We start from the raw sequence: 12,767 nt of genomic DNA, 5'->3' as shown, positions 1-12,767 counted from the left end.
TTCATCCTCCTGAGTGTTTGATGGGCATAGGCTTCACTCATCGCTTCTTCCACATCCTCCCGGAAGCATACGCCATAGTTGTGTATGTCGAGGCACATTGAGAGCCCAACGTCTTACATTACCCTCTACAAGGGTGAATCTAACAAAAAATTGGTAAAATGTTGGGAACTGTTGATTTAACCTACGCTCATTCTTTCTTATTTTGCTACTCTGTTAATTACCTGAACAACAAAAAAGGACCTCGGGAGTAATCCCAAGGTCCGCGCTAGCGTAGTCTCAATTGCTAACCATCTACCATATATGTAGGTCGGCTTCGCCGGATGATTATAATTTGATGACGTTAGCTGCTTGTGGTCCGCGTGCGCCTTCTACGATATCAAACTCTACGGATTGTCCTTCATCCAAAGTCTTGAAACCGTCAGTTTGAATCGCGGAGAAGTGTACAAATACGTCGCCACCATCGGCAGTTTCGATGAAGCCATAACCTTTTTCTGCGTTAAACCATTTAACTTTACCTTCCATTGATTAAACATTCCCTTCGTCATCAGATGAACGTGAGTCTTGCTCACAAGTCGACTATACCACCGCTGCTTCTTTATTGTCAATTGGAAAAGAAAATGTTTACTTGCAATAAAATACCATTAAAACATTAAGTTATTGCTTTCACCATTATTCTACAAAAGACTCTTATTGAAAACCACAATAGCACAGCATAGTTTATTGTAATTTAACCCACTATTAATCTATTGAATCAGGGAGTGAAGAAAACTTCTAGGCATATTAGCAGCATTTATCAGTAACACTTTCTTATTATAATTTTTAATAAGTGTATAGCAATTTTCTAAAGCAATTTGCCTAGGAGCATGCTGCAGCGACGTCAATTGGCCAGTCATAACGATAACTACCCTTGATCCCTCTCGTCCGAAGGAATCCAATTGTTTTCCTGTTGAACTGTTCATTAAAAAATTTAACATTTGAGCATATATCATCCGCATCCGAATCTGAAAATTCTTCGTATTTAATTTGGGTGACACAAACATAGTTTTGGTTAGCTGCCAGTACAAGAAGTTATACTCATTGGTATCAATTTCAGGATTGGACTCTAAATGATACATTTATTTATTCAAGTATTTTTCTTCTCCAGAGTAGTCTAGTAAAAAAGAAAGGATATAGCACTCTAACTTCCAGTTCATTGACTTTGAACTATCATCTATTGCAGCAATAATATCTTTCAGTGCATAATCCTTTTCAGATCTCCTTATTTCAAAAAACGATTTTCTAACTGTTTAATACTTTGTCCTATGAAAGGTCGGAGTTATAAATTAAATCTTTTAGAATTTCACTTGTGAGATTCATAATATCTCCTTAAACTTTGAATAGAATCCTTCATTAAAAATAACTCTTTTTCAAGAAAATCTATTGGATACTTTCACAAGAGCTGCTACTACATCATCAACATCACTATTGCTCATTTTTGGGAATAAAGGCAACGTTATTGCAGTTTCATAATAACGCTCTGCATTTTCACATAAACCTGACTGATAACCCATTTTTTTATAAAAGGGTTGGAGATACACTGGAATATAATGTACGTTGACACCGATTCCTTCTGCACGAAGTGCCTCAAACCACTCCCGACGGCTTCCTTGAGAAGATGCGGGTAGAATACGTATAACGTAGAGATGCCAGCTGGATTCCGCTTTAGGATGCTGCATCGGAATTATAACACCTGGTAAATTACTCAGCCGTTCATTGTACATTGATACAATCTCACGCCTTCTTGCAATGAAACCATCCAATTTATCCATCTGACTTACACCTAGTGCAGCTTGCAAATCCGTCATTCGGTAATTATATCCTAGCTCCTGCATTTCATAGTACCAAGGTCCTTCATTCTTAGTCAGTTCTCCCGGAATCTTAGTCACCCCATGGCTGCGAAATAGCATAAGCTTACGATAATACTCTTCATTATCGGTTGTGATAATGCCCCCTTCCCCTGTTGTTACATGCTTAACAGGATGGAAGCTAAACATTGTCATATCTGCCCATGAACCAATCTTTCGCCCCCCGAAACTAGCTCCAAGAGAATGGGCTGCATCTTGAATGAGCACCAGTTGCCGATCACGAGCAAGCATTGAAATCCGATCAATTTCTACAGGCTGCCCCGTGAAGTCTACAGCTATAATCGCCCTTGTCCGTTCTGTAATTTTCAATTCTATCTTTGCTGGATCTACGTTATACGTGTTCATGTCAATATCTGCAAACACCGGGGTCCCGCCCTGGTAGAGTACACAATTACTGCTGGCCAAAAAAGTAATGGGTGTAGTAATCACTTCATCCTCTTCCCCGATCCCAGCAGCAAAACAAGCTCCATGAAGCGCAGCAGTTCCATTTGTGAAAGCAACAGCATACTTAGCTCCTACATACGCAGCAACCTTATTCTCAAACGCTTCGATAGCAGGCCCTTGGGTAATCATATCTCCCTTAAGTACTTCTACAACAGCTTCAATATCCTGTTCGTCAATCCATTGCTGTCCATATGGCAACATCGTTGAGCGAACCGGATTGGTAGAAAATCCATTAGATTTATCAGACACTAAGTCTCCCCCTTGAGCTTCTTTATTTTAATCAAGACCTCCAGACTTAATCCATTCGGTAGTACGTGCAATTCCTTCTTCCAAACTAATTTCCGGCTCCCAATTCAGCAGAAGCTTGGCCTTCGACGAATTACATAGTAACTTCTGAATTTCGCTCTGCGGATGAATATGTTCTATATGCTTAATTCGCGATGAATCTCCTGCAATAAGCAGTGCCAAATCATTAATTGCAATATCCCGTCCTAATCCAGCATTTACAATCTCTCCGTTTACTGTATCGGAGAAACCTGCCGCTGTTACAAACTTAGCACAGTCCTCTACATACAAAAGATCACGAGTTTGCGTACCTTCTCCATAAATATTAAGATCCTTACCACTCAATTGATTTTTAATGAAGATCGCAACTACTCCGCCTTCTCCACCTGTCTTTTGGAACGGTCCGTAAGTATTAAAGGGACGTATTACCACCGTAGGCAGATTATAAGCATAAAAATACGAGAGAACCATATTCTCGGCGGCAACCTTTGCGCCAGCATAAGGGGAGGCTGGCTTTGTAGGATGTAGCTCTGATATACCGTCTCCTTTGCTGCATTGGTCGTATACCATACAGGTGCTCATAAATACCACTTTAGTACGATATTTACGGCATTGCTCCAGAATATTAAATGTGCCTACAGTGTCGTTATTAAATGTGGTGGATGGATTATCAATGGAATCCTGTACATTAATTGAAGCACCCAAATGGTAGCATACTTCAAAATTGTTTTCACTAAACAAACGACTTAAAAGAGCAACATCTAGGATTGTTCCATTAATAAATTGATGTAAACACGCATGTTCGCGGAATTCCTCAATATTTTCTTCTCGACCATTAGATAGGTCGTCTATAATCCATAACTGATGCCCTTCGTCCAATAACCTCTTTGCAACCCAACGACCGATAAAACCGGCTCCTCCAGTAAGTAAAATATTTATTATCCCCACTCCTTTTAGATATACATGATTACCTATAAACTTAATTAATTTTTAAATTACAGGTTTTTGTTCTATGTGTGCATTAATCTCAGATACCTTGGGAAAATCCAAAAGATATTGAATCACTTCCGCAGAGCTAATTGTATTATTATCCACAAACTTTTCTGCTATCAATTGGCAAACCTCATAATCCTCAGGGGTATCCACTGTTATTCTTAATTGAGGGTGATCTAAATATTTAGGTAACTTTAACGAGACACAGGTGAAATTTTCTTTGTTTTCGTAGGCATAATAAGTGACATGTTCACGATGCCTAGACTCAGTCCCTTGAAGATTAACCTTTTCCAATGCTTGTAAGGAAATCACTTCAACAGCCAACCCACGGGGTATCTGCCCCTCATATAACAATATATCGGATGGATTAGTTACCATAGCTTCAATCATTAAACTGGCTAACTCATAATCTACGAATGGGCAATCAGCTGTTACTCGTAATATATAATCGGCTTTATAGTTTTGAGCACATACATAGTACCGTTCTAATACATCCTCTTCCGAACCACGAAAACAACTCACACCATTTAATTTACACCAATTTTCAATATCATCATCCTGTTTCAAAATTGAAGTAGCGACTACCACTTGCGAAACTTTTTGAATCTTTTGGCAACGAGTAACAACGTAATCAAGAATACAAGTATCACCAAGCGGCATTAACACCTTGCCTGGGAGACGGGTAGATCCCATACGAGCTTGAATAATGGCAACAAAGTTCATCATGCACCCCGATTTTTTAGTCTACTAGATTAAATCCCAAGTTATTGGTGTCCCTTTTGGGATATCTACCGCAGCAGTTCTATCCATTACCATATCTAAAAATTTTGGCGGGAGGCCATAACCAGGCCTAATTATTTTTATATTTCCCATACTAATCTTCTCACCGCTTTTTATATTTTCAGATGCATAAATAGATCTTCTTAATTTCCGTGAATCCCTTTCACTTTCGGTAGCACCATAGGAAATCCGACCTATCGACTGCCATGCCTTTGTAGTTTCTTCAACTAAACTTTTCATTTCGTGAGGTTCCATAGAAAAAGCAGAATCCACACCGCCCTCTGCTCTTGATAATGTAAAATGTTTCTCGATTACGGTTGCTCCCAGAACAACGCTTGCTATCGATACTCCAATTCCTAAAGTGTGATCCGATAATCCTACTTCACAATTAAATAGCTGTTTCATGTGTGGGATGGTTGCAAGATTTGAATTAGTAGGCTCTGCGGGGTAAGTACTAGTACATTTTAATAGTACTAACTGTTCACACCCTGACTCTCTAAGAGTCTGTACTGCCTCATCCAATTCAGCAGCAGACGCCATACCTGTAGACATAATTATAGGTTTACCAGTAGCAGCCACCTTTTTAATCAGTGGAAGATCTGTATTCTCAAAAGAGGCAATCTTATATGCAGGCACCTCTAACGTTTCTAGAAAATCTACTGCTGACTCATCAAAAGGTGAACTAAAGGCAATGAGACCCAATTCTTTACACTTTCTAAAGATCTCTGAATGCCATTCCCACGGAGTGTATGCTTGTTTATACAAATTGTATAATGAATTCCCTCTCCATAAGCTTTTCTCCTCACTAATCATAAAGTCTGAGGAGTCAACATTAAGTGTCATTGTATCAGCGGTATACGTTTGCAACTTAATAGCGTCCACTCCTGTTTTTGCAGCAGCCTCTACAATGGACAACGCTCGTTCCAAAGACTGATTATGATTTCCAGACATCTCTGCGATGATAAATGGTTTAAATCCCTTCCCAATTACTCTGCCATCTATAATTATATTCATGTCATCTATCCTCATCTTCTAACCTTCTTCTTCAAACAATTTTTTTTGCATCTTTATGAATTCATTATCATTGCTACATTGTTTATAACCTGCTTTTAAAAACACCCTTATTGAAGCTGTATTCTCTGTTCTTATCAGGGCATGTAAGGTATGGATCCTGCGATCCCACTTTATTACTGTAGTTTCAAGCTCTCTTAATATTTCCAGAGCATTCCCTTTGTTTCGATGCTCCTTTGCCACATTTAGACTAACAATAGCACTATCGCCATCTTTATCCAATCTCACCACTGCAATCTTAAATTCTCCATCCCAAGCAATCATCAATTTTCTATTTAACATTGATTTACTTTGTTCTACCCATTTGACATGCTCGCTATAGGGTATCTCATCAGTATGAACTGAATTGGACCTTGATTCAGCATCATTCCGGCATTCCCACATCCATAAAATTTCATTCCGTTCTACATCTCGTAGCACTAGGGGATTCTGCTTCATGCTTAATAGATCCACTACCTTCGATACCCCTTTACCATCAACTATCATCCTAGCTTTTTGCCTAGCACTTTGAAGCCACGATTTTGAATGAATTATACTTTCAAATGTCTGTCTAATATCTTCCTCTGTTACAAATTGATGAAAGCCTAAATACTTATCTATATCCATTAATTGACCTTGTTGAGCATTTTTTAATTGGTTATCCGCTATAGCTATGACTATTCCGGGCAAACCCAGACAATATCTTTCCCAGGTCATACTTCCACCTGCGCAGATTGCTAAATCACAAGAAGCCATTTCTAATGCAACTGAGCTTGGTTGGATTAAGAATTGCAGTTTATTATTTTTCTTATATAAATTTGTTAGTTCCTTTATATGAGGATTCGTCTTTCCTAAGATAATTTTAACGTTACTAATATCGTTTAGACAAGGTTCCAAAGCTCTGATCGTTTTTAGTGTTTCGTTCGTAGGATCCGTTCCGCCAAAACAAACCAAAATATTCCGTACACGTTCTTCGTTAATATTATTTATAGTTTGACTCACATCGGAAAACTCTCTCCTAAGTAAAGCATACGACGGGCCTAAGAGTTTTATTGCTGAATTAGGAATTAACCTGTTGTATTCAATCTCCTTAGTTTTGTCTAGGCCAGAATCCAGTAAAATATTACAATCATGAAATCTATCAGCTAGATCATCAATGACCAAAATATTATTAAACAAGCTTCTAAGGTGAGATTCAAACCTGTAATCCAGAGAATAATGGTCAATAATTAACCAATCTTCTTTTGTTAGTCTATAGTTCTTATTGATGAGTTGGATAATAAGCTCTGATTCCAAAGCACTTCCCAAGAGTAATGGGGGTTCAATTTGGATAATTGAGCAACCCTGCATATTAATTAATTCAGAAACAAATGGGTTAAGCTCTCTACTGATGAATATCACTTCATGCTTTTGTTCAATGAGTTCTGAACTTAATGCTAGACATCTCATAACATGTCCTATACCTAATTTCTCCGATGCATCTGCACGAATAAAATACTTCATCAAATAACTTCCTTTGATTTATTCTGTTCCATGTAGCTGTTTAAAAACAATTCAAGCGCATCATTTATCACCTTACATTATTTGCTCTGTAATCAACCAATCTTTTATTTGATCTTTTTTAATAATTTGGGCTTCATTTGGAAAAGGTTTCTCCAGGACTTTATCATACTCTCTCCAGTGACTAGAATTACTCATCCCAAATTGCGGGATAATGTACATATCAAAAGTCTCATAAGCAATTATAGCCTCATCATCTGTCATCAGTTCTTCAAACCTTTTTTCTCCTGGACGAAGTCCTATTACATCAATAATAATTTCTTCGATAATTCCATTTCTTATTTTAGCGTCTTCTATAAGAACTTCAGCTAGTTCACCTATTTTTATTAGTGGCATTTTTAACACAAATACTTCTCCACCTAAGGCCATCTCATTAGCCTTTAGTATAAGTTCAATAGCTTGAGAAGGAGTCATCATGTACCTTAACATATTTGGATCAGTCAGTGTAATCATACGTTTTTCGGATATTTGTTTCTGAAATAAAGGAATAACAGATCCTCTGGAACCCATTACATTTCCAAAGCGTACAGATGAAAAAATTGTAGACTTTGCTCCTTTATGATATTCTGTAGCCGAAATTAAGCGCTCTGCTGTTAATTTAGTGGCACCATAAGTATTTGTGGGAGAAATAGCTTTATCTGTGCTAATAAACAATACCTTCTTCACTTTGTTTTCGATTGCCGCTTGAATAACATTCTGCGTCCCTATTACATTTGTCTGCACTGCTTCGAAAGGATTGTATTCACATGCAGGAACATGTTTCATGGCTGCACAATGAAATACATAATCAATATCTTCCATGGCTCTGTTAAGACGCTGCTGATCTCTAACATCTCCAATTAGGAATCTTAAATGTTCTGAATCTTGTTTGAAATCTATACCCATTTCATATTGTTTGTGTTCGTCCCGGCTAAAGACACGTATAACCTTCGGGTTTTCCATTAATAGCCTTTGTATTAAGTGGCGGCCTATCGTACCTGTTCCACCAGTTACTAATATCCTCTTTCCATTATAAAGTCCCTCTTCCAAGTTATCTGCCCCCTTGTACTTTATCGCTTAATGCTTCAATTCTTCGCAAGGATTCTATAAATACTTCTTCCAGGAAGGGAATTTCACTTTCAATTTGTTTAACCAGTGTTCCAAGATACTTATCAATAAGATTACATTTTTGCACTAAGTTTTTCTCCAATATAATAGAGGGCAATTCCCTATCGTATTCCTGCAATTCTATAGGCAATAATGTTTCAATCAATGCTTCAAACCAAGGACGGTTTACAACACCACCCCATACTTGCTCAATTTTCACGATTTTACGCTGACATTTAAGAGGATTGGTACGACTAAGTTCTCTTATATCACTAAATAATTTCTTGAGGATTTTGAACTCCCGAATAATCTCAGGAAAATCACGTAAGGTTGAAGAAATTCTGTTTTCCACTTTTTCAAGTGCTTCATTATATCCAGCAAACTCTTTATTATCAATTTTATTTTCTATTGCTCTTTGATCTATAATTTCATCAGCTAACAGCTCATATACTTGCTCAATTGGTTTCCACAAAGTTCCTTCAATTACAGCGCCATTACGAGTAGAGTTTATGAATTCTATATCAGGAAGAGATAAAATTAGATTCTCCAATCCGTCTTTCATGGACATAAAAGCCGAACTAGTAGCATTGTAATTTCCTTGAACACTTAATACCTTGTGATCAGAATTTTTCACCATAGCATTTAGTATATTAAGTTCACTATGACCAACACCATCAGCATAATACTTTTTATTCGGGAAGGAGAGATCCTGCCCCATCATGACAATTCTTTTGACCCCTAACCATACTGCCGCTTGTATAGCAGTTCCAGTCACTGTTGAGGTTGGTATGATCTCAGCCTCATCGGCTTCTATACCCATATAGTATTGTGCAACTTCATCATTTTTAACGATAGCGTGAATCTTGTGCTTATCTTTTTTATCTGAAATTCCGTAATAAGATGATGAAACAAATAGAAAAGGAGCTTTTAAAGCAGCAGGATCCGCAAAAACTTTGTTATTAATGGCTCCACCATCTAAAAGAGTAGCTAAATGGGGTTCTATTCCATTCTTGACTAATGCTTGAATACTTGAACCAGCAGATATAATTAACGCATGGGGTTTGATTCGCTTTACCCATTCAATATCCGCTTGCAAAGATGGGCCTGAAGCAATGATAACAGCTGTAGCATTTTCATATTCTTTATAGAATTCTTTAATACTTGGCGAAGACAGCATTCCTGCCATATGATACATACTGTTTCGGATCCAATCCCTACGAAATAAATTTCGTGTAAGTTTGTTTGAATCAAACGTTTCAGAGTACTCTTGAAATTTCTTTTTTATATCTTGGAGAGAATCCGCGTTGCGCTCCAGGTAATGTCTTAACGCTACAAAAGCCATATCTTTACGCATGTGTGTAGAAATAGAATGAAATAGAGCTTTTAACTGTGATTTACCAACCGCTAAAAAATATAGATTTGGATGCTCCAATATCAGCGTTAAATCCATCGTATTCAAACTATCATGGAAATTTTCTTCATTTGGTTCGTATACAAATAATAAACGATCTGGATACATTTCCACTAAATCAGCTATGCTAATCCCCTGTCCAAATCCATACAAAAGAATAATACTTAGGTCACCTACCGAACCTCTTACCGCTTCCAGCCAATTCTCATCTTTTTCAACCGGTTCAGAATACTTAATTAATTCAATATCTTGCTCTTCTATATTAGATACTTTATCAGCAACATGAGGAAAACGTAGTCGTAACACTGCCTGATTCTGTTGGAAATATGACACGGCGATACCACCATTCCGGATTAATTTATATTGTATATATCGGACTTTATCCCCTAAGAATGAACCTCTTAAAAATGAAAACCCTCATCCATAAAATGGTTGAGGGTTTTCATTTTATTTGTTATCACTTACGATGATCTATGAATAGACTGTCTATCGAAAAAGATTGTTTGTATGCATTTTGTTGAACACGGACGGTACTAAGGTTTTGAAGCCATTCTCCAGCTTCATTCTTCAATTCATACATTCTATCCACAATAACTTTCTCATCTTTAAGCATCTGGTTAATTAGTTGTTTATCTTTGGAAGAAATCAAAGATAGATAGGGCTTCATTGCGCATACAATCTCTTCTTTCCGTTCTACAAATGCCACTAATTCATCTGCATCCATTGCAAAAATATCACTTATTGCTTGCGCCGATATTCTCTGTAACTCTGTAAAGAGTAACTGGAAATGTTTATCTTCCATCTTGCACCGTATTTAATCCCTGTGACTTGCTGGCCTCGAACCAAGCTTCCCTAAGATCTATTAAATATTCTAGAACTTCTTCGGCCTGAGTATTTTTCTTATTTACATTTGCCTCAATCAATCTATGTTGCATATATTCGTACACTTTAAGCAAATCATTTGAAATAGGGTAATTATAATCCAAAGCTGAGATCAACTCATTAATAATAGCCTGTGCCTTGCAAAGGTTATTATTAGCTTTCTCATAATCTTTTTGTGAAATGCCATCCATGCCTAACTTCACAAAACGAATAGCACCATCATAAAGCATGATTAAAAGTTTTGGCTTAGATGCCGTCTGTGCCTGGGCTTGTTGATATTTTTGATACGGCGAGTTAATCAAATTTCCTCCCCCTTATTATTAAGAGCTTATTAGACTTGATGATATATTATTGTACTTACTTATGGCTGTTTCCATTGCTGTAAACTTTTTGTAATAGTTCGTTTCCCTCATTGTTAATTTAGCTGTAAGTTCGCTAATCCTTTTATCCAAGCTAGTCAGTGTTTCCCCCATCATACTAGTACTCATGAAAGATGCTGTTAAATCAGAGCTAATCTTAGATGTACCTGCAGTTTCAGCTAATTTCACAAGTGTTGAATTAGAGATTTTCTTCATACGCGCTAATATACCATCATCTGATGTATATGTGTTATTCAAAGATGAAATTGAATAGTTTTTCCCCAGAAAATTATTAATTATATCTGGATTTTTTTCTAATGCTGTTTTCAGCTTATCCGTATTCAGACTTAATTTACCTTTAGTTTCATAGGTTCCCGTTGTTATACCCAACTGAGTAAAGTCTATTTTCGAACCGTCAGCTAGCTGAACTCCTTCTACGATTGCTGTTCGCATGCTTGAGATTGCTGAGGTTAAAATACTATCATTTTTGAGCATTCCGCTCTTTGCCTTAGAGTCCCAAAGCTCAGCTTCGGAATCGGACATATCCTTTCTTTGTTCAGTAGTAAGAGGTGTGTACTTGGTATAACGTTCCTCACTAACTTTGCTATTCATAAAGGTCAAAACTTCATTATATGCATCCACAAAACCTTTTACAGCAGAAACAAGTGTATCAACGTCTTTGTTCACTTCAATTTTAGTAGAGACCCCTCCACTGCCGCTATTAAGCGTCAGTTGAACGCCATTCATAGTAAAACTGTTAGTCGAACGGGTAATCTCCATGCCATTAACATTAAGCTTAGCATCTGCCCCTCCACTTAAAAATGAGCTATTCAACTTTAATGCTGTAAATACTGCTGCTCCAGCTCCATCTAACTTAATAGCATTGCCCTGTACCCCAGTGCTCTTGCTTGTTATGGATACTTGACCAGTTGCAGAATCATACAGAGCAGATACACCAGCAGTTGTACTGTCATTGATCTTTTTAACAAAAGAACTTAAAGTTTCGGTCTGGGGATCTATTTCGATACTGGCGCCACCAATTGTAACTGCAACTTTGGCAGTACTATTGGAATCAATACCAGAACCTGTAATTGCTGATAGTTTAACATTTCCCCAATCAGTGGTTGTTGCATCACTTTTGGTAGGGGGTGCTGAGGAGGTTATTCTAGCAGCCGTAGCCAATGAAGTAACTGTGACCTCAAGGGAACCACTAGCTGAGGGTGTAGCAATAGCACTAACAGAAGTTGTATTACCTGTCGTAGTAGCTTTTTGTGCACTGAGGGAGCTGCTTTTACTTAACGTATCTAGTTTATCTTGGAGGAATGAAACCAGCTTAACACTGGTTTGACGATAGTTATCACGCTTCCACTCCATCAGTTGTTTTTGTTGGTTTAATTTATTGAGGGGTGCACTTTCTGCTGTCATTAATTTTTTTACTATAGAGTCAATATCCATCCCTGAAGCTAATCCGCTAATTCTTGTAACCATAAAGCGCCTCCTTATACTTTTTTATCAACAATTATTCCTGTTATCTCCATCATCCGTGCTGCTAAATCCAGAATTTTTTCTGGTGGCACTTCGCGTATTAACTCGCCTGTCTCCTTGTTAAGTACTTTGATCATAATGGCATGCGTTTTTTCATGTACAGAGATCTCCAGTGACTTTTGCGGCCCTTGGATGGCATCAATTGCTTTTTGCAGTTCTGCAACTAGTTGTTCATGTGACTTTTGGCTATCCCCTGTACTCACAGATTGGGTTGTCTTCTGTGCTATAGATGATGCCGGGTCATCACTCATAACAACATCTTTTTTTCCAAAACCCGGATGTTGTACCTGTGCACCTACTCCTGAACTGGCAGAAATCCATGAGTCCATATCTAATCCCTCGCTTGTCTCTAGGTTATCTACATAATATTGTCCGGTTAATAATCCCAAGCTGTTACTTTATATATCGGTCAACCTGTTGAAATGTTTATGAAATAACAAAAAAAAAGACCCTGCAAATGCAGGATCT

12 protein-coding genes are annotated in these 12,767 nt (G+C 37.6%); all 12 read right to left on the bottom strand.

Going from position 1 to position 12,767, the window contains the following annotated elements:
- Positions 1 to 324: 324 nt before the first annotated feature.
- The 12 genes from ACQ76X_RS08805 to ACQ76X_RS08750 all read right to left on the bottom strand — a co-directional run bounded on the left by ACQ76X_RS08805 (position 325) and on the right by ACQ76X_RS08750 (position 12,628).
- Complete coding sequence (locus tag ACQ76X_RS08805) at positions 325 to 522, bottom strand: cold shock domain-containing protein (RefSeq protein ID WP_019915069.1); 198 nt, start codon at positions 520 to 522, stop codon at positions 325 to 327.
- 884 nt (positions 523 to 1,406) lie between these two features.
- A complete protein-coding gene (gene pseC / locus ACQ76X_RS08800; protein ID WP_438493174.1) occupies positions 1,407 to 2,549 on the bottom strand; it encodes a UDP-4-amino-4,6-dideoxy-N-acetyl-beta-L-altrosamine transaminase in 1,143 nt (380 codons plus the stop codon).
- 75 nt (positions 2,550 to 2,624) lie between these two features.
- Positions 2,625 to 3,572 carry an NAD-dependent epimerase/dehydratase family protein gene (locus ACQ76X_RS08795; protein ID WP_438493172.1) on the bottom strand — a complete coding sequence of 316 codons (948 nt, stop codon included), beginning with the start codon at positions 3,570 to 3,572 and terminating at the stop codon, positions 2,625 to 2,627.
- Between the two features lie 51 nt (positions 3,573 to 3,623).
- On the bottom strand, positions 3,624 to 4,349 hold the full coding sequence (locus tag ACQ76X_RS08790) for a cytidylyltransferase domain-containing protein (protein ID WP_438493170.1): 726 nt from the start codon (positions 4,347 to 4,349) through the stop codon (positions 3,624 to 3,626).
- A gap of 24 nt (positions 4,350 to 4,373) precedes the next feature.
- Positions 4,374 to 5,435, bottom strand: a complete 1,062-nt coding sequence (gene pseI / locus ACQ76X_RS08785; protein WP_438493047.1) for a pseudaminic acid synthase — start codon at positions 5,433 to 5,435, stop codon at positions 4,374 to 4,376.
- Between the two features lie 3 nt (positions 5,436 to 5,438).
- Positions 5,439 to 6,959, bottom strand: coding sequence for a UDP-2,4-diacetamido-2,4,6-trideoxy-beta-L-altropyranose hydrolase (gene pseG / locus ACQ76X_RS08780; protein WP_438493045.1), 1,521 nt, complete (start codon positions 6,957 to 6,959; stop codon positions 5,439 to 5,441).
- 72 nt (positions 6,960 to 7,031) lie between these two features.
- Positions 7,032 to 8,045, bottom strand: a complete 1,014-nt coding sequence (locus ACQ76X_RS08775) for a UDP-N-acetylglucosamine 4,6-dehydratase family protein (protein WP_438493043.1) — start codon at positions 8,043 to 8,045, stop codon at positions 7,032 to 7,034.
- A 1-nt stretch (position 8,046) separates the two neighbouring features.
- Positions 8,047 to 9,846, bottom strand: coding sequence for a motility associated factor glycosyltransferase family protein (locus tag ACQ76X_RS08770; protein WP_438493041.1), 1,800 nt, complete (start codon positions 9,844 to 9,846; stop codon positions 8,047 to 8,049).
- Between the two features lie 124 nt (positions 9,847 to 9,970).
- Entirely contained in the window at positions 9,971 to 10,315 is a 345-nt protein-coding gene (locus ACQ76X_RS08765; protein ID WP_438493039.1) for a hypothetical protein, read from the bottom strand.
- A complete protein-coding gene (gene fliS / locus ACQ76X_RS08760; RefSeq protein WP_438493037.1) occupies positions 10,305 to 10,697 on the bottom strand; it encodes a flagellar export chaperone FliS in 393 nt (130 codons plus the stop codon). Before fliS ends, ACQ76X_RS08765 begins: the two co-directional genes overlap by 11 nt.
- A gap of 18 nt (positions 10,698 to 10,715) precedes the next feature.
- Complete coding sequence (gene fliD, locus ACQ76X_RS08755; RefSeq protein WP_438493035.1) at positions 10,716 to 12,242, bottom strand: flagellar filament capping protein FliD; 1,527 nt, start codon at positions 12,240 to 12,242, stop codon at positions 10,716 to 10,718.
- 11 nt (positions 12,243 to 12,253) lie between these two features.
- Positions 12,254 to 12,628 carry a flagellar protein FlaG gene (locus tag ACQ76X_RS08750; protein ID WP_438493033.1) on the bottom strand — a complete coding sequence of 125 codons (375 nt, stop codon included), beginning with the start codon at positions 12,626 to 12,628 and terminating at the stop codon, positions 12,254 to 12,256.
- Positions 12,629 to 12,767 lie beyond the last annotated feature (139 nt).

Source organism: Paenibacillus sp. IHBB 3054 (genome assembly GCF_051594305.1).
Classification (GTDB): Bacteria; Bacillota; Bacilli; order Paenibacillales; family Paenibacillaceae; genus Paenibacillus_AQ.
Note: the sequence above shows the minus strand (reverse complement) of the source record. Positions and strands in the feature narration are given on the sequence as shown.